Source organism: Nocardioides bruguierae (genome assembly GCF_023554635.1).
GTDB classification, from domain to species: Bacteria; Actinomycetota; Actinomycetes; order Propionibacteriales; family Nocardioidaceae; genus Nocardioides; species Nocardioides bruguierae.
On record NZ_JAMJPH010000001.1, the window covers coordinates 218425 to 239438 of the forward strand.

24 protein-coding genes are annotated in these 21014 nt (G+C 74.4%); 16 read left to right on the forward strand and 8 right to left on the reverse strand.

Going from position 1 to position 21014, the window contains the following annotated elements:
* Positions 1-21: 21 nt before the first annotated feature.
* Together grpE and dnaK are read right to left on the reverse strand one after the other, a co-directional pair.
* Positions 22-636 (reverse strand): nucleotide exchange factor GrpE, encoded by a 615-nt coding sequence (gene grpE / locus M8316_RS01015; RefSeq protein ID WP_250051182.1) that lies wholly within the window; start codon positions 634-636, stop codon positions 22-24.
* Complete coding sequence (dnaK, locus tag M8316_RS01020; RefSeq protein WP_250051183.1) at positions 633-2483, reverse strand: molecular chaperone DnaK; 1851 nt, start codon at positions 2481-2483, stop codon at positions 633-635. The genes grpE and dnaK overlap by 4 nt, the downstream gene beginning before the upstream one ends.
* Positions 2484-2793: 310 nt before the next feature.
* Here dnaK and M8316_RS01025 point away from each other — a divergent pair, with 310 nt between their 5' ends.
* Positions 2794-3315, forward strand: a complete 522-nt coding sequence (locus M8316_RS01025; RefSeq protein WP_250051184.1) for a GNAT family N-acetyltransferase — start codon at positions 2794-2796, stop codon at positions 3313-3315.
* A 46-nt stretch (positions 3316-3361) separates the two neighbouring features.
* Here M8316_RS01025 and M8316_RS01030 read toward each other — a convergent pair whose 3' ends face one another.
* On the reverse strand, positions 3362-3811 hold the full coding sequence (locus M8316_RS01030; RefSeq protein ID WP_250051185.1) for an NUDIX hydrolase: 450 nt from the start codon (positions 3809-3811) through the stop codon (positions 3362-3364).
* A gap of 4 nt (positions 3812-3815) precedes the next feature.
* Positions 3816-4736, reverse strand: a complete 921-nt coding sequence (locus M8316_RS01035) for a LysR family transcriptional regulator (RefSeq protein WP_250051186.1) — start codon at positions 4734-4736, stop codon at positions 3816-3818.
* 87 nt (positions 4737-4823) lie between these two features.
* On the opposite strand from M8316_RS01035, the gene M8316_RS01040 reads away from it, so the two are divergent.
* Positions 4824-5588, forward strand: coding sequence for an aspartate/glutamate racemase family protein (locus M8316_RS01040; protein WP_250051187.1), 765 nt, complete (start codon positions 4824-4826; stop codon positions 5586-5588).
* A 57-nt stretch (positions 5589-5645) separates the two neighbouring features.
* Positions 5646-6482 carry an aldo/keto reductase gene (locus M8316_RS01045; protein WP_250051188.1) on the forward strand — a complete coding sequence of 279 codons (837 nt, stop codon included), beginning with the start codon at positions 5646-5648 and terminating at the stop codon, positions 6480-6482.
* Between the two features lie 104 nt (positions 6483-6586).
* Here the strand turns inward: M8316_RS01045 and M8316_RS01050 are convergent, their stop codons facing one another.
* Together M8316_RS01050 and M8316_RS01055 are read right to left on the reverse strand one after the other, a co-directional pair.
* The gene (locus M8316_RS01050; protein WP_250051189.1) at positions 6587-7903 is read right to left on the reverse strand and encodes an MFS transporter; all 1317 of its coding nucleotides are present in this window, start codon (positions 7901-7903) and stop codon (positions 6587-6589) included.
* A 56-nt stretch (positions 7904-7959) separates the two neighbouring features.
* Positions 7960-8544, reverse strand: a complete 585-nt coding sequence (locus M8316_RS01055; RefSeq protein WP_250051191.1) for a hypothetical protein — start codon at positions 8542-8544, stop codon at positions 7960-7962.
* A 146-nt stretch (positions 8545-8690) separates the two neighbouring features.
* Between M8316_RS01055 and M8316_RS20920 the strand changes: the two genes are divergently transcribed.
* Positions 8691-10184, forward strand: a complete 1494-nt coding sequence (locus tag M8316_RS20920; protein WP_250051193.1) for a M1 family metallopeptidase — start codon at positions 8691-8693, stop codon at positions 10182-10184.
* Between the two features lie 53 nt (positions 10185-10237).
* Positions 10238-10723 carry a GNAT family N-acetyltransferase gene (locus M8316_RS01065; RefSeq protein ID WP_250051195.1) on the forward strand — a complete coding sequence of 162 codons (486 nt, stop codon included), beginning with the start codon at positions 10238-10240 and terminating at the stop codon, positions 10721-10723.
* 46 nt (positions 10724-10769) lie between these two features.
* On the opposite strand, the gene M8316_RS01070 is transcribed toward M8316_RS01065, so the two are convergent.
* Positions 10770-11165, reverse strand: a complete 396-nt coding sequence (locus tag M8316_RS01070) for a DUF1801 domain-containing protein (protein WP_250051197.1) — start codon at positions 11163-11165, stop codon at positions 10770-10772.
* A 154-nt stretch (positions 11166-11319) separates the two neighbouring features.
* Here M8316_RS01070 and M8316_RS01075 point away from each other — a divergent pair, with 154 nt between their 5' ends.
* From M8316_RS01075 to M8316_RS01120, 10 genes are all read left to right on the forward strand, one after another.
* Entirely contained in the window at positions 11320-11985 is a 666-nt protein-coding gene (locus tag M8316_RS01075) for a nitroreductase family protein (protein WP_250051199.1), read from the forward strand.
* 9 nt (positions 11986-11994) lie between these two features.
* A complete protein-coding gene (locus M8316_RS01080; protein ID WP_250051201.1) occupies positions 11995-13365 on the forward strand; it encodes a M20/M25/M40 family metallo-hydrolase in 1371 nt (456 codons plus the stop codon).
* Positions 13362-14819 (forward strand): MFS transporter, encoded by a 1458-nt coding sequence (locus M8316_RS01085; protein WP_250051203.1) that lies wholly within the window; start codon positions 13362-13364, stop codon positions 14817-14819. Before M8316_RS01080 ends, M8316_RS01085 begins: the two co-directional genes overlap by 4 nt.
* A gap of 19 nt (positions 14820-14838) precedes the next feature.
* Positions 14839-15120, forward strand: a complete 282-nt coding sequence (locus tag M8316_RS01090) for a hypothetical protein (RefSeq protein WP_250051205.1) — start codon at positions 14839-14841, stop codon at positions 15118-15120.
* Positions 15121-15209: 89 nt separating this feature from the next.
* Positions 15210-15608, forward strand: a complete 399-nt coding sequence (locus M8316_RS01095) for a hypothetical protein (RefSeq protein ID WP_250051207.1) — start codon at positions 15210-15212, stop codon at positions 15606-15608.
* Positions 15608-15967 carry a hypothetical protein gene (locus M8316_RS01100; RefSeq protein ID WP_250051209.1) on the forward strand — a complete coding sequence of 120 codons (360 nt, stop codon included), beginning with the start codon at positions 15608-15610 and terminating at the stop codon, positions 15965-15967. The genes M8316_RS01095 and M8316_RS01100 overlap by 1 nt, the downstream gene beginning before the upstream one ends.
* A 30-nt stretch (positions 15968-15997) precedes the next feature.
* Positions 15998-16573 carry a DnaJ family domain-containing protein gene (locus M8316_RS01105; RefSeq protein WP_250051211.1) on the forward strand — a complete coding sequence of 192 codons (576 nt, stop codon included), beginning with the start codon at positions 15998-16000 and terminating at the stop codon, positions 16571-16573.
* Between the two features lie 87 nt (positions 16574-16660).
* Positions 16661-17767, forward strand: a complete 1107-nt coding sequence (locus tag M8316_RS01110) for an HpcH/HpaI aldolase/citrate lyase family protein (RefSeq protein WP_250051213.1) — start codon at positions 16661-16663, stop codon at positions 17765-17767.
* Positions 17768-17769: 2 nt separating this feature from the next.
* Complete coding sequence (locus M8316_RS01115) at positions 17770-18636, forward strand: HpcH/HpaI aldolase/citrate lyase family protein (protein ID WP_250051214.1); 867 nt, start codon at positions 17770-17772, stop codon at positions 18634-18636.
* Between the two features lie 59 nt (positions 18637-18695).
* Positions 18696-19976 (forward strand): RDD family protein, encoded by a 1281-nt coding sequence (locus M8316_RS01120; RefSeq protein ID WP_250051216.1) that lies wholly within the window; start codon positions 18696-18698, stop codon positions 19974-19976.
* A 97-nt stretch (positions 19977-20073) separates the two neighbouring features.
* Here the strand turns inward: M8316_RS01120 and M8316_RS01125 are convergent, their stop codons facing one another.
* Entirely contained in the window at positions 20074-20391 is a 318-nt protein-coding gene (locus M8316_RS01125) for a peptide methionine sulfoxide reductase (protein ID WP_250051218.1), read from the reverse strand.
* A 58-nt stretch (positions 20392-20449) separates the two neighbouring features.
* Here M8316_RS01125 and dtd point away from each other — a divergent pair, with 58 nt between their 5' ends.
* Positions 20450-20881 carry a D-aminoacyl-tRNA deacylase gene (gene dtd / locus M8316_RS01130; RefSeq protein WP_250051219.1) on the forward strand — a complete coding sequence of 144 codons (432 nt, stop codon included), beginning with the start codon at positions 20450-20452 and terminating at the stop codon, positions 20879-20881.
* Positions 20882-21014 lie beyond the last annotated feature (133 nt).

Below are 21014 nucleotides of genomic sequence, written 5' to 3' on the forward strand. Positions count from 1 at the left end.
GTGCTGGGTGCTGCTGGTCGCTCAGCCCTCGGCCGGGTCGACCACGAGCACCTGGGCGGCGCGGACGACGCGGTCGCCGATCCGGTAGCCGGCCTTGGCGATCACCTTGCACGTGGTGACGCTGACCTCGGGGTCGGTGCCCACGTGGGAGAGCGCCTCGTGCAGGTTGGGGTCGAAGGCGTCACCGGGCTCGCCGAAGCGGACGAGGCCGGAGGAGGCCACCGTGCGCTCGAGCTGCTCGGCCACGGCCTTGAACCCGCCCTCGAGCGGCTCGTGGTCGCGGGCGCGGTCGATGGTGTCCAGCACCTCGACGATGGGCGCGAGCGCCTGGTAGGTGGCGTTCTCGCGCAGCTGCTCACGGTCCCGCTCGACGCGCCGCTTGTAGTTGACGAACTCGGCCTGCAGGCGCTGGAGGTCCGCGGTGCGCTCGGCGGCGCGGGCCTCGGCCTCGGCGACGGGGTCGACGGTCTCCTCCACCACGGGCTCGGCGGCCGGGGTGTCGGCGTTCGTCTCGTCAGCGGCCAGCGGCTGCTCGACCTCGGTCTCCTCGGTCATCGTCGCTGCCTCCTCTCCGAAGGTGCCGCCGGGGGCGGGAGCGTCCTGCTCCCGCCCCGCGGCGTCGTCGGCCTGGGTCACTTGGACTCGTCCGTGGAGTCCTCGTCCACGACCTCGGCGTCGACGATGTCGTCGTCGGCCTCGCCCGTGGCACCGGTGGTGCCGCCGGCGGCCTCCGCGTCGGCCTCGGCCGCGGCGTACATGGCCGCACCCATCTTCTGGCTGGACTCGTTGAGCTTGCTGACGCCGGCCTCGATGTCCTCGGCCGAGGCGTCCTCCTTCTCGAGGGTGGCCTTGAGGGCGTCGACGTCGGTCTGCACCTCGGTCTTGACGTCCTCGGGCAGCTTCTCGCCGTTGTCGGTGAGGAACTTCTCGGTCGAGTAGACGAGCTGCTCGGCCTGGTTGCGGGTCTCCACCGCGGCGCGACGCTTGGCGTCCTCCTCGGCGTACTGCTCGGCCTCGCGGACCATCCGGTCGATGTCGTCCTTGGAGAGCGCGGAGCCGCCGGAGATCGTCATGGACTGCTCCTTGCCGGAGGCCTGGTCCTTGGCGATCACGTGGACGATGCCGTTGGCGTCGATGTCGAAGGTGACCTCGATCTTCGGCACGCCGCGCGGGGCCGGCGGGAGGCCGGTCAGCTCGAAGTTGCCGAGCGGCTGGTTCTGGGCCCACATCTGGCGCTCGCCCTGGGCGACCTTGATCTCCACCGACGGCTGGTTGTCGTCCGCGGTGGTGAAGATCTCCGACCGCTTGGTGGGGATGGTGGTGTTGCGCTCGATGAGGGTGGTCATGACGCCGCCCTTGGTCTCGATGCCCAGCGACAGCGGGGTCACGTCGAGCAGGAGCACGTCCTTGACCTCGCCCTTGAGCACGCCGGCCTGGAGCGCGGCGCCGTCGGCGACGACCTCGTCGGGGTTGACGCCCTTGTTGGGCTCCTTGCCGCCGAGCAGGCTCTTGACCAGGTCGGAGACGGCGGGCATGCGGGTCGAGCCGCCGACCATGACCACGTGGTCGATGGCGGAGACGTTGACGCCGGCGTCCTTGAGGACGGCCTGGAACGGCTTCTTGGTCCGCTCGAGCAGGTCCTCGGTGAGGCGCTGGAACTCGCCGCGGGTCAGGCGCTCCTCGAAGTGGAGGGGGCCGGACTCGCCGTGGGTGATGTAGGGCAGGTGGATGGTGGTCTCGGACGAGCTGGAGAGCTCGATCTTCGCCTTCTCCGCCGACTCCTGGAGGCGCTGCTGGGCGATCTTGTCCTTGGACAGGTCGACACCGTTGGCGTCCTTGAACTTCTTGACCATCCAGTCGACGACGCGGTTGTCCCAGTCGTCGCCACCGAGGTGGTTGTCACCGGAGGTGGCCTTCACCTCGACGACGCCCTCGCCGACCTCGAGGAGGGACACGTCGAACGTGCCGCCACCGAGGTCGAAGACCAGGATCGTCTGGTCCTCGCCCTTGTCCAGGCCGTAGGCCAGGGCCGCGGCGGTGGGCTCGTTGACGATGCGGGAGACGTTCAGGCCCGCGATCTCGCCGGCCTCCTTCGTCGCCTGGCGCTGCGCGTCGGAGAAGTACGCCGGCACGGTGATGACCGCGTCGGTGACGTCCTCACCGAGGTAGGCCTCGGCGTCGCGCTTGAGCTTCTGCAGGATGAAGGCGCTGATCTGCTGGGGCGTGAACGACTTGTCGTCGATCGCGGTCTTCCAGTCCGTGCCCATGTGGCGCTTGACGGACCGGATGGTCCGGTCGACGTTGGTGACGGCCTGACGCTTGGCCACCTCGCCGACGAGGACCTCGCCGGACTTGGAGAACGCGACGACCGAGGGGGTCGTGCGAGCGCCCTCGGCGTTCGCGATGACGGTGGGCTCGCCACCCTCGAGGACCGACACGACGGAGTTCGTGGTGCCGAGGTCGATACCGACCGCACGGGCCATGGTGAGTACCTCCTGGTGTGGAGCGCCCTCCCCGGTCGGGGTCGGGCTGCTCGGGTTTGCTGCTGCCTGTCTGTGGGCCGCGTCCGCTCCGCCTCGCTCGGGGGCGGACGGCGGCGGGCTCAGGGGCCCCGCTGATCGCTCAGCCGGGCTCGTCGAGATCCACTATGCGTCGCTGCCGACTCTCGTACAAGTCTCTTGAGTGGCATCGACTCAACTTTTCTCACTGGGTGCAATGCTGCCGCGCGTCGATCCATTCCCGGTGACCCGAAAGGAGTTGGCCGCGGCGCCCAGGAGCAGCGACCGTGTCCCCATGAGCACCGAGCCCGTCCTGCGCAGCCTCACCGTCGACGACGAGGCGGCCGTGCGCGCCGCCCACTCCGAGCTCTCGGCGGACGACTTCACCTTCCTCCTCGAGATCGGCGAGGACGAGCCGTGGGCCGACTTCGTGGAGCGGCTGCCCACCCTGCGCACCGACCCGCCCGCAGGCCGCGTCCCGGCCGAGTTCCTGGTCCTCGTGGTCGACGGGGAGATCGCCGGCCGCGTCTCGATCCGGTACGAGCTGAACGACTGGCTGACCCGGTGGGGCGGCCACGTCGGCTACGGCGTGCGGCCCGGCTTCCGGCGCCGCGGCTACGCCTCGCTGATGCTGACCAGCGCGCTCCAGCGGCTCGCGGAGGCCGGGGTGGAGCAGGCCCTGGTGACCTGCGACGACGGCAACCTCGGCTCGGCCGCCGTCATCCTCGGCTGCGGCGGGGTGCTCGAGGACGTCGTCCCCGGCCCGGAGGACGACCCGACCCCGAAGCGCCGCTACTGGGTGCCCACGACCCGCTGACCCCGGCCCCCGAGTCCGGCCCCGAGTCGGACGCAGCGCCGGCGCGTCAGGCGATGAGGCCCGCCATGCGCAGGCCGATGTCGACCACGGAGACGCGGTCGAGCACGGCGATCTCGTCGAGGGAGAACCAGCGCGCCTCGTCCGTGGAGCCGTCGACCTCGGGCGCGAGCTCGCCCCCGACGACGTGCGCCTTGAAGATGGTGCGCACGGCCTTGAACGGACGGTCGGTGTCGACGTGGCGGCGGTGCGGGTCGAGCACGTAGCTGTCCACGCCCAGGAGGCCGCACAGCTCGGCCTCGTAGCCGGTCTCCTCGCGGACCTCGCGCACGACGCCCTGCTCCACGTTCTCGTGCAGCTCGACGCCGCCGCCGGGCAGCGTCCACTGCCGACGGGTGCCCTCGTTCCACAGGGCCAGCAGGACGCGGACGTCCCCGCCCTCACCGTCGACGACGACGGCGTACGAGGCCAACCGGGTGTCGTAGGCGGTGTAGTGCATCCTCCTAGTCTGCCGCGCCGACCCCGACGGGCCGAACCGAGGTGCCCGCGGCCGCGACCGTCTCCAGGCGCGAGAGCAGCGCCGCGGTGGCCGGCACGGCGTCGGCGCCGACCCGGTGCACGACCCCCACGTGCCGCTCACCCAGCCCGGCCAGCGGCCGCACCGTGACGTCCGGGTGCCGGTAGGCGGCCAGGGCCGAGGCGGGCAGCGCGGTGACGCCCAGCCCGCGCGCCACGAGGTTCTGCACCACGACGTAGTCGTCGGTGGTGTGCCGCAGCGCAGGCTCGAACCCGGCCGCCCGGCACGCCGCCAGCAGGTGCGTGCGGCACCGGACGCAGCCGCCCACCCAGGGCTCGTCGGCCAGGGCCGCGAGGGTGGACAGGGCGGGGCGGCCGGGCCCGGTCACGAGCAGCACCGGCTCCACCAGGAGCGGCCGCCACACCAGGGGGCCGAGGTCGGCGGGCGGTCCTTCGTGCGCGAAGGCGAGCGCGAGGTCGGCGTCACCGGCGAGCACCGCCGGCACGGACGTCTCGGGCTCGGCCTCCTCCAGCCCCACGGTCACGCCCGGGTGGGCGCGCGCCAGCGCCTCGATCGCCGCCGGCACCAGGGTCGCCGCCCCGCTCGGGAAGGCCTGGAGCCGCACCCGGCCCGCCCGCAGCCCGGCCAGCGCGGCCAGCTCCTCCTCCGCGGCGTGCAGCTCGGCGGCCACGGCGTCGGCCCGCCCCAGCAGCGCCGCGCCCGCCTCGGTGGCCGTGACCCCGGTCGAGGTCCGCAGGAGCAGCGGGACGCCGGCGTCCCGCTCGAGCGCCCGCAGGTGCTGGCTCACGGCCGGCTGGGTCCACCCGAGGTCGCGGGCGGCGGCGGTGATGGAGCCGGCGCGCAGCACCGCGCGGAGGATGAGGAGTCGTCGTACGTCGAGGGCCACGCGTCCAGGCTCCCATAAGCACACGTGATGGATCGGCCAAGAAGAACAGATCTTCCTTGGGTGGCGCGGCGTGACGAGCATGGAGCCATGAGCACCGCGCAGCCCGGCGACCGGGCCCCGATGACGACCCTCGGCCTGGTCGGCGGCATGTCCTGGCACTCCACCGTGACCTACTACCGGCGGATCAACGAGGTCGTCGCGCAGCGGCGCGGCGGGCACGCCTCCGCCCCGATCGCCCTCCAGTCGCTGGACTTCGACGAGGTCCGGGCGTGCCAGGTCGCGCAGGACTACGAGGCCTCCGGTCGGCTGCTGGCCCGGGCCGCGCAGCGGTGCGTCGCCGGCGGCGCCGAGGCGGTGGCGATCTGCACCAACCTCATGCACAAGAACGCACCTGCCGTGGAGGCGGCCGTCGACGTGCCGCTCGTGCACATCGCGGACGCCGTGGCCGTGCGCGCACGCGCCCTCGGCGTCACCACCGTCGGGCTGCTGGGCACCCGGCCGGTGATGGAGGAGGACTTCTACGCCCAGCGGCTCGTCCGGCACGGGATCGACGTGGTGACCCCGGGCCCCAAGGACCGCGTCGAGGTCGACCGGGTGGTCTTCGAGGAGCTGACCCGGGGCGTGCTGCGCGAGGACAGCCGCGCGCGGTACCTGCGGATCATCGCGGACCTGGCCGAGAGCGGCGCCGGGGCCGTGGCCCTGGCCTGCACCGAGATCGGGCTGCTCGTCGGGCCCGACGACACCGCCCTGCCGCTGGTCGACACCGCCCTGGCCCACGCCGACCTGCTGGCGGAGGTCTGCCTCGGCAGCGACCTGGACGCCCTGCTCCCTCACCCCGTCGGGCGGGTGTAGAGCACCCCGTCCGGGAGGGTGATGAACGGACCGGACCCTGGTGGTCCTCTGGAGGACATGTCCGTTCCCAGCATCCTCCTGAACAACGAGACCGCCATCCCGCAGCTCGGCTTCGGCGTCTACCAGATCCCGCCGGCCCAGACGGCCGACTCGGTCAGCACGGCGCTGGAGGTCGGCTACCGCCACGTCGACACCGCGCAGATGTACGGCAACGAGCAGGAGACCGGCGTCGCGATCGCCTCCTCCGGCATCCCGCGCGACGAGCTGTGGATCACCTCCAAGCTCAACAACGGCTTCCACTCCCCCGACGACGTCAAGCGCGCCTTCGACGACACCGTGGGCAAGCTCGGCACCCACGTCGACCTGTTCCTCATCCACTGGCCGCTGCCCGGCATCGACGTCGACTACGTCGAGACCTGGAAGGCCATGACCGAGCTGGTCGGCAACGGCGCCCGCGGGGTCGGTGTCTCCAACTTCCAGCCCGACCACCTCCAGCGGATCATCGCCGAGACCGGCACCGTGCCCGCGGTGAACCAGATCGAGGTCCACCCGTTCTTCGGCAACGAGGCCGCCCGCGCCGCCACGCACCAGGCCGGCGCGATCGTGGAGGCGTGGTCGCCGATCGCCCAGGGCGCCGTGCTCGACGACGACACCATCGGCAAGGTCGCCGCCGCCCACGGCAAGTCCGCCTCGCAGGTGACGCTGCGCTGGCACGTCCAGCGCGGCGACGTGGTCTTCCCGAAGTCGACCCACCGCGAGCGCATGGTCGAGAACTTCGAGATCTTCGACTTCGAGCTCTCCGAGGACGAGATGACCGCCATCTCCGGCCTCGACAAGGGCGAGGACGGCCGCACCGGCCCCAACCCCGACGGGTTCAACTACATCCCGAAGTGAGCCCCGGTCGCCGTCCGGTCCACTCCGGCCCGACGCCCCGGCCCGACGCTCCAGCCCGACGCCCGCCCCGCCACCGCGGGGCGGGCGTCGCCGCGTCCGGAGGACTACCCGGCAATGTCCTCCCCCAGGTCCTCGCCCGCCGCGCGCCTGGTCTCGCGCTCGGCGAGCGCGAACGGGTCGGTGCGGGCGTCGTAGCTCCAGAAGTCGCGCAGCCAGGCGGCGGTGAGCGCGACGCCGGCCACGCAGGCCACGCCCCCCGACGCGATGGACCCGCGCACCGACCACAGGTCGGCCACCAGCCCGGCGCGCACCTGCCCACCCAGCGGGCCGACGGAGTAGCTGAGCATCTCGATCCCGGCCAGGCGGCCCCGCATGGACTCGGGGATCGTCTGGTTCCACACCGTGCCCCGGAAGACGCCGGAGACCATGTCGGCCGCGCCCGAGAGCGCGAGGAACGCCGCCACCAGCCAGAACGAGGGCATCAGCCCGGCGAGGGCGATGCACGCGCCGTAGGCCATGGCGGCCAGCGTGATCGCGCGGCCGTGGTGGTGGACGCGGATCGTCCAGCCCGAGAGCGCGGTGGCCACCAGCGCACCCACGGTCTCGGCCGAGTACAGCAGGCCCAGGAGCTCCGGGCGGGAGAAGACCTCCTCCACCAGGGCCGGGAACAGCACCACCGGCATCGCCAGCAGCATCGCGGCCACGTCCACCAGGTAGGTGCCCAGCAGGTCGCGGCGACGCAGGGCGTACGTGAGCCCGTCCCGGATGCCGGCCAGGCTCGGCGGCGTCGTCTCCTCCCGGTGCGGGTAGCGGCGCATGCCCGCGTACAGCGCCGTGGCGACCACCAGCCCCGCCACGTCCACCACGAAGCACCAGCCCAGGCCGACGTAGGCGATGAGCAGGCCGCCGAGCGCCGGCCCCAGCAGGACGCCGAGCTGCATGCCGAGGCTGACCAGCGCCTGGGCCGCGGTCAGCTGGTCGTGGGTGACCGTGCGCGGCATCAGCGCCTCGCGGGAGGGCCGCTGCAGCGACGAGGCGGAGGCCAGGACGGCGGCGACCACGAAGAGCGGCCAGAGCCGCGGCGGCCCCAGCAGGCCGAACGCGTGGACGGCGAGGGCGGTGCTCGCCAGGGCCTGGACGAGGCCGGTGACGACCAGCAGCCGACGACGGTCGACGTGGTCGGCGAGGGCGCCGCCGTACAGGCCGAACACGACCAGCGGCACCAGCTCGACGAGCCCGATCGCGCCGACGGCGAGGTTGGAGCCGGTGAGCCGGTAGACCTGGAAGGGGATGGCGACGTAGGTGACCATCCCGCCCAGGTAGAAGACGGTGCCGGCGACCAGGAGGAGCCGGAAGTCCCGCGACGTGCGCCACGGGGTCGTGTCGAGGCGCAGGCTGCGCAGCCGCTCGACCCAGGTCACCCGCCGATCCTGGCAGGGCGGAGCGGGTGCGGCGAGCGGATATCAGGCGGGCGCAGTCAGCCGACGGTGACGGTGACCGTGTTGGACGTGCGGTCGGAGTCGGAGTCGAGCACCCGGAACTTCACCTCACCGGCGTAACCGGTCTGCACGTAGGTGCTGAAGGTGCCGCCCGAGACCACGGCGGTGACCGGGAAGTCGGTCCACGAGCCGTCCTGGAGACGCTGGACCTGGAGCACGGAGCCCTCGCCGCCCTTGTAGGTGCCGGTCAGGTCGATCCGCTCCATGGAGGAGACCTGCTGCGGCGAGGCGCTGAGCGAGATCCGCTTCTGCTTCTGCTTCTTCTTGTTGTTCTTCTTCGCGGACCCGCCGTCGCCCTGGCTGCCGCCGCCGGAGGAGGCCGTACTGGTCTCCTCCGAGGGCTCGCTGGTGGCGGAGGTGCGGGTCGGACGCGGCGCGTACAGGGTCTCCCCGGCGCTCACGTCCGCGGTGCTGTCGGCGGTGCTGGTCTCACCGAGACCGGCGACGCGGGACCCGGCCAGGGCCACGACCCCGAGCACCAGGCCGATCGCGACCGCGACGCCCACGAGGGCGACGAGACCGACGAGGACGGGGTGGTCCTCCGAGGGCTTGAAGCGGGCCACGGGCACTCCTGGCTGCGACGACGACGAGCGGGCCGACCCATTGTTGCCGACCGGCCCCAGCGCTCCAACCCGCCGGGCCGACGCCGCGGTCCGCAACCTCCGTGCTCCGCTGCCGCGCCGCGTCCCGGAGCCCCTATCGTCAGCACGTGCCTCGCCCCCGCCCCCACCGCGCCAGGCGCGTGCTCGCCGGCCTGCTCGCCCCCGCGACCGCGGCCTCCCTCCTCCTCACGGGGGCCGGTGCGGGAGTCGGTGCGGGAGTCGGTGCAGGAGTCGGCGCAGGCGCCGGCTGCGGCGACCAGCCCGACCGGACGCCCCCGAGCGACACCCTCTTCCCCGGGTCCGGCACCTCCGACCTCGACGTGCGCGCCTACCGGGTGCTGCTCGACCACGACCCGGCGACCCACCTCACGCACGCGAGCGTGCGGGCGGTGGCCGTGGCCACCCGCGCGCTCACGCAGGTGCACCTCGACTACACGGGCCCCGAGGTCACCGAGGCGCGGGTCGACGGGGTGACGGTCGCGACCGAGCAGGCCGGCCACGTGCTGACGCTGACGCCCGCCACTCCCGTGCAGGGCCGCTTCCGCCTGCGCGTCGACTACGTGGGGCGCCCCACCTCCCTCCAGGACCCCGACGGCAGCACCGAGGGCTGGGTGCGCACCTCCGACGGGTTCGCCGCCCTGGGCGAGCCGCTGGGCACCCGCACCTGGCTGCCGGTGAACAACACCCCGGCGGACAAGGCCCGCGTCGACGTGCAGGTCACGGTGCCCACCGGTTGGACGGCCGTGGCCGGCGGCGCGCTGGTCTCCCACACCACCGGCGAGGCCGGGGACGCCGGCAGCACCGGCGTGACCTGGGGCGAGCCCACCGAGACGTGGCGCTGGCGCGACACCCGGCCGGTCGCCTCGCACCTGGTGCTGCTGGCCGTGGGCAAGTTCGACACCCGCGCCCGCGAGGTGCACCTCACCGGCGGCCGCACGGTGCCCGCCTGGTTCGTCGAGGACGCGGCCGGCCCGAACGCGCGGGCTGCCCGCCGCGTCCTGCCCGAGGCACTGCGGTTCCTCGAGCGCCGCTTCGGCCGCTACCCGTTCGCCAGCACCGGGCACGTGGTGGACGACGCCTCCGTCGGCTACGCGCTGGAGACCCAGACGCGGCCCTTCTACCCGACCGGGTGGACCCCCACCACGACCGTGGTCCACGAGCTGGCCCACCAGTGGTTCGGCAACTCCGTGGGCATCGAGGACTGGCACGACCTGTGGCTGGCCGAGGGTTTCGCCACCTACGCGGAGTGGGTCTGGGAGGGCGCCCACCACGGCGCCGGCCCGGCCCGGCAGCTCGACCGGCTCTACGCCCGGTCGGCGGGCTCCTCGTTCTGGTCGCCGGCGCCGACCACGTTCACGGACCCGGCCGACCTGTTCGGCGAGGCCGTGTACCTGCGGGGCGCGATGACCCTCCAGGCGCTGCGCGAGCGCATCGGGCACCGTGACTTCTGGCGGGTGGTGCGCGCCTGGGGCCGCGAGCACCGGCACGGCACCGCGACCACGGCGGACTTCGAGCGCCTCGCCGAGCGCGTCTCCGGCCGCCGGCTGCACCGGTTCTTCACCGCCTGGCTGCGCACCCCGGAGAAGCCCGTCGGCTACTGACCCACTGCTGGGGCCGGTCGTGGCAGGAGTCGTGCCCGTGGCAGGGTCGGGCCGTGGCAGAGACACCCGACACCCTGGTCGCCGGCGACCGCACCTTCCGCGTGCGCCGCGCGCGCCGCGACGACGTGCCCGCCGTGGTCGCCCTGCTGCGCGCCGACCCCGTCAGCGCGACCCGCGAGCAGGCGCCGGACGAGGCCTACCTGCGGGCGTTCGAGGAGGTCGACGCCGACCCGCGGCACCTGCTGGCGGTGGTGGTCGGGGACGACGACCGGCCCGTCGCCACGGCTCAGCTGATGCTGCTGCCGCACCTCTCGCGGGGCGGCGCGACGCGGCTCCAGGTCGAGGCGGTGCAGGTCGGGTCCCAGGCCCGCGGCACCGGCCTGGGCACGGCGCTGATGGAATGGGCGCACGCCTGGGGCCGCGCGCACGGCGCCACGCTGGTGCAGCTGACCAGCGACGTCACCCGCACCGACGCCCACCGCTTCTACGAGCGGCTCGGGTACACGCGCAGCCACGCCGGCTTCAAGCGTCCCCTCTGAGGCGGGCGCCCTCGTCGGCCGCCTTCGCCGGCCCGCTCCGGCGGTGTCAGTGCAGCGGCGTCGCGCCGGCCTCGGAGGAGAGCGTGGCCGCGACGCGACCGACGAGCGCGTAGGGCGTGCGCACCAGCGGCACCTCGAGGCCGCCGTCCTTGACGTAGGGCGCCATGGCCTCGGCGAGCTCCGCGGTGGCTCGGCGCGGCAGCGGCGCGAGGCGCAGGTGGTCGGTGCGGACCTCGACGGAGAGGAAGTCGGTGCCGTCCATGGTGAACGTGGGCAGGCCGCGGCGCATCCGCTCCCCGGCGATCGGGACGGCGGCGTGCACGGCGCGGCGCAGCTCCTGAAGCTCGATCTGGAGCCGGGCGGGGTGGGAGCCGACGTAGTCGTCGACGGTGGCGTGCAGGTCGGTGTCGGCGGCCCGGGCGGGCGGATCGGTGAGAGACACGGGGTTCCTCGCGTTCGTCGTCAGGGGGAGGACGGGGCGGCGGCGGCGCCGGGTGGTGCGATCCGAGAGGGGTAGGCCGTCCACGGTAGACCCCCTCCCCGCTCCTGGTCGCCCCCTTGGCGACACTCCTCCGACGACGGGCCAGACTGGGGCCGTGGAGTTCCGCGAGGTCGTGCGTCGCCGCCGCATGGTGCGCGACTACTCCGAGGAGCCGGTCGACCCCGGGGCCGTGGAGCGGATGCTCCGGCACGCGGTGCGCGCCCCCAGCGCCGGGTTCACCCAGGGCTGGGGCTTCGTCGTGCTCGACCGCCCCGCCGACGTCCACGCGTTCTGGCTGGCCACCGCGGGGGCCGCACGGCTGGCGGACCCCGACCCCTGGCTGCAGGGGATGTCGCGCGCGCCCGTCGTGGTGGTGCCGTGCAGCAGCCGCGAGGCCTACCTCGCCCGCTACGCCGAGCCCGACAAGGCCGGCGCCCGTCGCGGCGGCACCGGCGTGGAGGGCTCGCCCTGGCTGGTGCCGTACTGGCACACCGACGCCGCGATGGCCGCCCTGCTGATCCTCCAGACCGCCGTCGACGAGGGGCTGGGCGCCTGCTTCTTCGGCCTGCCGGTCGACTCCGACGCGGCCGTGCGCGCCACGCTCGGCCTCCCCGACGACGTCACGCCGGTCGGGGCGGTGACCGTGGGCCACCCGGCACCTCGGCAGGAGCGCGAGGGCACGGGCAGCGGGTCGCCCCGCCGTCGTCCCCGCCGCCCCCTGGACGAGGTGGTGCACCGCGGCCGCTGGGGAGCGCCCCCACCGGGGCCTCCCGCGGGCTAGCCTGCCGAGGTGAGCTCCGCGGCCCCCTCCACCCCCGGCGTGCACGAGACCGACGAACCGGCCGCGCTGGCGGCGCTGCGGGCGCTGGTCCGCGTGCCGACGGTGAGCCGTCGGCCGCCCGACCGGATCGAGGACGGCGTGCTCGCCCGGCTGCACGCGGTGCTCGCCGAGCACTTCCCGCTCCTGCACGCCGCCGCCGAGGTCATCGGTCTGGACGACGGCGCGCTGCTGCTGCACTGGCGGGGCCGCTCCGCCGCGCGGCCCGTGGTGCTCATGGCCCACCTCGACGTGGTGCCGCCGGGCGAGCACTGGACCCGCGACCCGTTCGGCGCCGAGCTGCTGGGCGGCCCGCAGGACGGCACCGTCTACGGCCGCGGCGTGCTCGACGACAAGGGCAGCGTCGCGGCGATCTGCTCGGCCGTCGAGGAGCTGCTCGCCGCCGGCCACGAGCCCGCGCAGGACGTGTGGCTCAGCTTCGGCAGCAACGAGGAGGTCTCCGGCACGGCCGCCGCGGCCGCGGTCGCGGAGCTGCGCCGACGCGGGGTCGAGCCGTGGATGGTGCTCGACGAGGGCGGGGCCGTGGCCGGTGGCACGTTCCCCGGCGTCGACGTGCCGGTGGCGGTCATCGGGGTCGCCGAGAAGGGCACCACCTCGCTGCGGCTGGTCGCCAGCGGCGGGGGCGGGCACGCTTCCACCCCGAGCCGGGGCGGCGCCACGGCCCGCCTGGCCAAGGCGGTGCTGGCCCTGGAGCGGCACCCGCTGCCCGCGCGCCTGGGCGACGTCACCGTCGAGACCTTCCGCCGCCTGGCCCCGCACGCCCGCCAGCCGGTCGGTGCGCTCATGTCGCGCGCCGGCAGCGCGCGTCCCGCCGTGGCCCGGGCGCTCGCGGCCCTGGGCGGCGAGCCCGCCGCCCTGGTGCGCACCACGATGGTCACCACCACCCTCAGCGGCTCCCCCGCCCTCAACGTCGTCGCCAGCGAGGCCACCGCCGGCGTCAACGCCCGGATCGCTCCCGGCGAGAGCGTCGCCGACGTGGTCGCGCACGTGCGCTCGGTGGTGGGCAAGGGCATCGACGTGGAGGTCGTCGAGAGCGGCGAGCCCAGCCCCCTCAGCCCCTGGGAGGACGAGGCCTTCGCCCTCCTCGAGCGGGGCGTGGCCGAGGTCTTCCCCGACGCGGTGACCACGCCCTACGTCGTCCTGGCCGCCACCGACGGCCGGTTCCTCGCCGAGATCTGCCCGCGGGTCTACCGCTTCGCCCCGTTCCGCATGTCGAAGGCGCAGCGCGCCACCATCCACGGCCCCGACGAGCACCTGCACGTCCCCGACCTGCTCGACGGCGTGCGCTTCTACCGCCGCCTCCTCGAGGAGCTGCCCGCGTGAGCACGCCCACCGCCCCCGCCCGCCCGGGAGCCCGGGCCGCCCAGTCGCTGGGGGCCGTCGTCGGGTTCCTCGTCGCGGTCGAGCTGGCCTCCGGCGTCCTCCAGGGCTACTACACGCCGATCTACAGCGACATCGCCGACCGGCTGGCCATCAGCGACGCGGACGTGAACTGGTTCGAGGCCGCCCAGCTGCTGGTCTCGGCGCTCTGCGTGCCGCCGCTGGCGCGGCTGGCCGACGTGTGGGGCCACCAGCGGGTGCTCGTGCTGGCCACGGCCGTCACGGCGCTCGCCAGCTGGGCGGTCGCGTTCGCCCCGTCCTTCGGCACCTTCCTGGTGGCCTGGGCCCTCCAGGGGTTCTACGTGGTCTGGCTGCCGCTGGAGGTGGCGATCATCCACCGGCGGACGGCGGGCACGGGCCGCCAGGACGTGCTGACCCGGCGCGCGGCGGCCGTGCTGGTGGGCGCCCTCGAGGTGGCCGTCATCATCGGCGCGCTGACGTCGGGCGTGCTGGTCACCGCCATCGGCATGACCGGCCTGCTGGCGCTGCCCGCGGTGGTGGTGACCCTCGTGCTGGTGGCGATCTGGTTCGGCGTGGAGCACGTGCCGGGCGAGGCCCGCGGCGGGCACGACCTCGGTGGCCTCGGCCTGCTGACCACGCTGCTGCTGCTCGTGATGGGCGGCCTGATCGCCCTGCGCCTGCTCGGCCCCGCCTCGCCGTGGCCCTGGCTCCTGGTGGCGGTCGGCCTGGGGCTCCTCGTCCCGTTCGTCTGCCGCGAGCGCGGGCACCGCGAGCCGATCGTGGACGTGCGGCTGCTGGCCTCGCGGGGGCAGTGGCCGGTGCAGCTGACGGCGTTCCTGTTCGGCATGTCCGTGCTGGGCGCCCAGATCCCGCTCTCGACCTTCGCCCGCACCGACCCGGCCGTGGCCGGCTACGGCCTGGGGGCGGACGCCGCGTTCGTCTCGGTGCTGATCGGCGTCTACGTGCTGTGCATGGCCGCCGGGGCGCTGACCCTGCCGCTGACCACCGCGCTGCTCGGCCCGCGCGGCTCCCTGGTGGCCGCCGCGGTGCTGGTCGCGATCGGCTACGGCCTGTTCGTGCCGCTCCACGACGGCAGCGTGCAGGTGCTGGTGAACATGGGCGTCGCCGGCCTCGGCTCGGGGGCGCTCGTCGCGGCCCTGCCCGCGGCGGCGGCCGCCGCTGCGCCGCCGGGGCGCACCGGTTTCGCGACCGGGATGACCAACGCGACCAAGACTGTCGGTGGCGCCATCGCCTCGGCCGTGTTCGCCATCGCGCTGGCCTCCACGGGCTCCCTCGAGGGGCCGGACCTGGGCCACGCGGCGCTGGCGGGCTACCTGGTGGTCTGGTCGGTGTGCGCCGTCGCGGCCCTGCTCGCCGCCGCGTCGCTGCTGCTGCTCCCGACCCGGGTCGTCGAGAACACCGCCGCCGGTCAGTGAACGGGAGTACCGTTCTCGTGTGTTCCGGTTCGTGTCCCTGACCCAGCTGGCCGCGGGCTGGGCCGTGGGCCTGCTGCTCGCGGTCGCCGGCACGACCATCTTCTGGGGCGACCGCACCTCCGAGTTCGGCTTCCTCACCGCCGTCCTCGCCATGCCGCTCCTCGGCAGCGGGGCGCTGGCCGGCATCGCCTTCGTCGCCGGGCCGTCGCGCGCGTCCTGGGCCTCCCTGGGGCTGGCCGCCGCGGCCTTCGTCCTCGTGCTGGTGGCCTGGTCGGTGCTCGCCACGCAGGTGACCGCCTGAGCGCGGACCGACCTCACGAGCACGCCGGTTCACCGGCTGTTTCGCCGCACCCCGGTGCGCGCGCGGCGGATCCGGGTCACACTGGTCAGGTGGAGACTGACGAGACGGACGTCCTGACCAGCCCCCGGCCGCCCGCGGAGGGCGGCACCACCACCGCGTCCCCGGACGCCAGCGGGTGGGCGACCCGCCTGGCCTGGATCGGGGTCGCCGTCGGCACCCTCACCTACCTCGGCACCGTGCCCTGGGCCTACGTCGGCACCTTCGGCACCGAGTCGCTGGACCCGTTCGCGTCCATCGCCGCGTGGATCGTCGGGGTCCCGGCCCTGCTGGCCCTCGCCCTGCTCAGCGCGCCGGCGATGGCCCTGCGCACCCGGGCCCCGCGCACGGCGCTGGTCATCGCCGTCGTCGCCCTCGTCGTGCACGCCTTCCCCGCCGGCGCCCTGCTCCTGATCGGCGGCGGAGAGGTCCTCGACCTGCTGAGGCTGTGATGACCCCGTCCCTCGCCCCGCCGGCCGACGCCGCCACCGGCCCCGCGCCCCGCCGCAGCACCGGCCCGTTCCGCTGCGTCCTGGCCGCCAGCCTCCTGGTCGCCGGTGGCCTGGTGCCGTGGGCGGTCATCGGCGCCCTCGCCGAGGGCCTCGACGGGCTGGCGCTGTACCTCGCCGTCGTGATCGCCGTGGCCGACGTGCTGCTCGTCGGGTCGCTGACCGGCCTCGGGTGGTGGCTGCGACGGCGGGCGCCCCGCACGGGCACCGGCCTCGTGGTGGCCACGGCGCTCGCCCAGCTGGCGCTGGCCGGGCTGCTGTGGACCGTGAACCTCGGCGCTCTCCTGTCCGGGGGCTGGTGACGGCTCGTAGGCTGAGGGCGAGGTGATCGCATGAGCCAGCAGCAGCCGCACAGCGAGATCCAGCGCGCCCGGGACGAGGCGGAGCGGCGCAAGCGCAGCCAGGAGTCCCCCGCCGCGGCCCGCATCGCCAACCAGGCCTCCTGGGTCGACGAGCAGCTGCGCGTCGCCATGGCGCGCGGCGACTTCGACGACCTCCCCGGGGCCGGCAAGCCGATCGAGGACCTCGGCGAGCAGCACGACCCCGACTGGTGGGTGAAGAAGCTCGTCGAGCGCGAGCAGATCACCGGCGTGCTGCCGCCGAGCCTCCAGCTGCGCAAGGACGACGCCCTGCTGGACCGCGAGCTCGACCGGCTGACGGTCGAGGCCGAGGTCCGCCGGGTCATCGGGGAGTTCAACGAGCGGGTGCTCCGCGCCCGCTACACCGTGCAGGACAACCAGCCGCCGCTGGTGACGCAGCTGCGGGACGTGGAGGCCACCGTGCAGGCGTGGGCGCAGCGCCGGGCGCTGCGGCTGGAGGAGGCCCGGGCCCGCGTCCGCGAGGGCGCGGCGACCCCGCCGTCGTCCCGGCCCCGCTGGTGGCGGCGCCGACGCGGTGGGAAGGCGTAGGCGTCAGCCGGCGGCGCCTGAGGCAAGGCACGCGCGTGTCGGGTAGGTCATAGGGGCCGGGTGTGACCGCTGCTACGTTCCGCAACCATGTCGCACCGCAGCGCCAAGGACTTCTTCCGCCCCCTCGCCGTGGGCGCGCCCGCGCCGGCCCCCGAGGTGCCCGCCCGCCCGAGCCGGGCCATCCACTTCTTCGACCCGAGCAACGCCAAGATGGCGGCCAAGGTGCCCGCCATGGTCGGCACCGTCGACGTGCTGCTCGGCAACCTCGAGGACGCGGTGAAGGCCGACAACAAGCTGGCCGCCCGCGAGGGCCTCGTGCGGATCGCGCAGGACACCCCCACGCTCGGCGGGCCGGACTCCCCGACCCAGCTGTGGACGCGGATCAACGCGCTCGACAGCCCGTGGGCGCTGGACGACCTGCTGACGCTGGTGCCCGCCATCGGCGACCGGCTGGACGTCGTGATGGTGCCCAAGGTGCAGGGCGCCGAGGACATCCACTACGTCGACCGGCTCCTCGCCCAGCTCGAGGCGAAGGCCGGCCTGACCCGGCCGATCCTCGTGCACGCGATCCTCGAGACCGCCCGCGGCGTCGCCAACGTGGAGGAGATCTGCGGGGCATCCCCGCGCATGCAGGGCCTCTCCCTCGGCCCGGCCGACCTGGCCGCGGACCGCCGGATGAAGACCACCCGCGTCGGCGGCGGCCACCCCGGCTACCTGGTGCGGCAGGACCCGGTCGGCGGGGACGTCGCCGGCGAGCGCTCGATCTTCCAGCAGGATCTCTGGCACTACACGATCGCCCGCATGGTCGACGCCTGCGCGACCCACGGGATCTACCCCTACTACGGCCCGTTCGGCGACATCGCCGACGTCGTGGCCTGCGAGGACCAGTTCCGCAACGCCTTCCTGCTGGGCTGCGTCGGCACCTGGAGCCTGCACCCCCAGCAGATCGCGATCGCGAACCGGGTCTTCTCCCCCAGCGTCGAGGACGTCGCGCACGCCCGCCGCGTCGTCGCCGCCATGGGCGACGGCACCGGTGCGGTGATGCTCGACGGCAAGATGGAGGACGACGCCTCCCTCAAGCAGTGCCTGGTGATGGTCGAGCTGGCCGAGCAGCTGGCCGCGATCGATCCCGACCTGAAGGCGCTCTACGACGCCATCCCCGCCGACGGCTCCGAGACCGGCCAGGAGGCCTGAGCATGACCGAGATCAGCGTGCTGCGCAGCGTCCTCTACATGCCCGGCTCCAACGCCCGGGCGCTGGAGAAGGCGAAGACCCTCGCCTGCGACGGGCTCATCCTCGACCTCGAGGACGCCGTCGCCCCCGACGCCAAGGAGGACGCCCGCGCGGCCGTCTGCGCCGCGGCCGCCTCGGGCGAGTACGGGCGACGCACCGTGACCATCCGGGTCAACGGCCTCGGCACGGCCTGGCACGAGGCCGACCTCGCGGCGGCCGCCGCCGCGGGCCCGGATGCCGTGGTGGTGCCCAAGGTCAGCAGCGCCGCCGAGGTGCTCGCCCTGGTGGACGCCCTGGAGCGCGCCGGGGCCCCCGAGCGCACGCGCCTGTGGGCGATGATCGAGACCCCCACGGCGGTCTTCGACGTGCGGGCGATCGCCTCCGCGTCCCCCCGCCTCTCCGCCCTCGTGCTCGGCACCAACGACCTGGTCAAGGAGCTCTACGCCGAGCACGTGCCGGGTCGGGCGCCGCTCACGACCGCCCTCTCCCTCAGCGTGCTCGCCGCCCGCGAGGCCGGGGTGCAGGTCCTCGACGGGGTCTTCAACGACACGAAGGACGAGGCCGGGTTCCTCGCCGAGTGCGCGCAGGGTCGGCAGATGGGCTTCGACGGCAAGACGCTCATCCACCCCAGCCAGGTGGCGCCCGCCAACGAGACGTTCGCCCCCTCCCCCGAGGCCGTCGAGGACGCCGAGGGGCTGATCGCCGCGTTCGAGGCCGGCGCCGGCTCCGGGGTCGTGACCTACCGGGGCAAGATGGTGGAGAACCTGCACGTCGAGTCGGCCCGCCGCACGCTGGCGGTGGCCGAGGCGGTGCGGCTGCTCGCCGAGTGACCCCCGCGTGAGCCCGGAGTGACCCCCGTGGCCCCGGCCGAGGCGCTACCGTGCGGGGTATGGCAGCCCCGGGCTCGGAGGACGCCGGTAGGGCCGGCTTCCTGCACCGGCTGACCGGCGGCGTCACCGAGCGCGTGGTCAGCGTGGTCGACCCCAACCTCGTGCTGGAGCAGATCGACCCCGACCTGCTGCTCGACCGGGTCGACGTCGACGCCCTGCTCGACCGGGTGGACGTGAACGCGCTGCTGGACCGCGTCGACCCGGACCTCCTCCTGGACCGCGTCGACCCGAACCGGCTGCTCGACCGGGTGGACCCGAACCGGCTGCTGGACCGGGTCGAGCCCGACGCCCTGCTCGACCGCGTCGACCCCGACCGGCTGCTCAAGCGCGTGGACGCCACGGCCCTGGTGCGCAGCGTCGACCTGGACGCCGTGCTGGCCGACGTCGACCTCGACGACGTGCTCGCCCGGGTCGACGTCGACGCCCTGGTGGCCCGCGTGGACGTCGCGGCGATCCTCGCCCGCGTGGACCCGAACCTGCTGCTGGAGCGGGTCGACCTCAACGCGGTGCTGGAGCGCGTCGACCTCGAGGCCGCGGTGCGCCGCTCCGGTGTCCCCGACCTCATCGCCGACAGCACCCAGCACCTCGCCGGCTCCGCGATCGACCTCGCGCGGCGCCAGGTGGTGGCCCTCGACGTGATCGTGGACCGGGTCGTCGACGGCGCCCTGCGGCGCGAGCCCGGGTCGGCCCCTGCGGGCCCGCCCCTCCTGCTCGACGGGGAGGACGGGGTGGACGAGGCGCAGCGACCCGGTCGCCGGCGCTCGGTGACCGGCCACTACGCCGGGCCGCTGAGCCGGCTGCTGGCCGCCGGGCTCGACGTGGCCGCCGTGACCACGTCCTACACCCTCGGCGTGGCGGGCATCGGGTTCCTCACCCAGGTCTTCCTCGGGATCTCGCTCGGGGACACCCTCGGCGACGCCCAGACCCGCTCCCCGGTGGCGGTGACGGCCCTGCTGCTGTGGGGCGCGGTCTACCTGTTCACCAGCCTCGCGGTCGCGGGGCGCACCCCGGGCAAGGCGCTCGTGGGCCTGCGCGTGGTGGCGGCGGACGGCGGCGTGCTCACCGTCCGCGGCGCCCTGGTGCGCACCCTGGTGCTGCCGGTCAGCACCCTGGGGCTGGGGATCGGCCTGCTGCTCGGCCTGGTGCAGCGCCAGCACCGCACCCTGCACGACCTCGCGGCCCGCACCGCCGAGGTCTACGACTGGGGCGAGCGCGCCGCGGAGCTGCCCGGCCCACTCTCCGCCTTCCTGGAGCGCCGCGGCCCGGGCTGGGACGCCTGAGCGTCGTCCGCGGGCCTCTGACAACCCCCCGGCCGGACCGAACCGGCCCGCAGGCCGCCGCGGGACGGTGTGGCCACCACGACCAGCGCGTGGTGGACTACGTCACATCGGCGGCGGCTCCGCCGGTCATCCCCCCTGCCGACGGAGCCGCCACCGGCACCCAGCCCTCGAGGAAGGCCACGACCTCCTCGGCGGGCATCTCGCACGGGCGGAACCGCTCGACCCCGTCGTCCGGCACGTACACGTTGGCGCTCACCAGGCCCGTGCCACCCAGCTCGTGGGCCAGCACCTTCTGCGAGCGGCCACCGACCTGCACGCTGCGGGTCACCGACCAGCGCCGGCCCCGGTAACGCACCTCGCTCCAGCCCAGCGGCAGCCGGGCGAGCATGTCGGAGACGGGCGTCGGCGCGGGCACGCCGACCACGGTAGGCCCGCCACCGGCCGCGGACGCCCGGCCCGGCAGGATTGACGGCATGCGAGCCGTCGTCCAGCGCACCCTCTCCGCCTCCGTGACCGTGGCCGACGAGGTGGTCGGGCGCACCGACGAGCCGGGCCTGCTGGTCTACCTGGGCGTCACCCACGACGACGGCGAGGCGGACGTGGCGTGGCTGGCGCGCAAGGTCTGGGAGCTGCGGCTGATGCGCGAGGAGCGCTCCGCGGCCGACCTGGGCGCCCCGGTGCTGGTGGTCAGCCAGTTCACCCTCTACGGCGACGCCCGCAAGGGTCGCCGTCCGTCGTGGGGCGCCGCCGCCCCCGGCCCGGTCAGCGAGCCCCTCTACGAGGCCTTCTGCACGGCACTGGCCGACCTGGGCGCCCACGTGGAGCGCGGACGCTTCGGCGCGGACATGCAGGTGGCGGCCGTGAACGACGGCCCGATCACGCTGATCCTCGACAGCCCACGCTGAACCGGTACGGACCGGGCAAAAGTTCTTTACCGACATGGCGTAACTCTCAGTTAAATCTGCCGTTGGGCCTTCCAGTGGGGGAGCCGCGACCGTGGCTTCTCCCTCCTGGGAGGGGGGCCCGGGGAACCCCAAC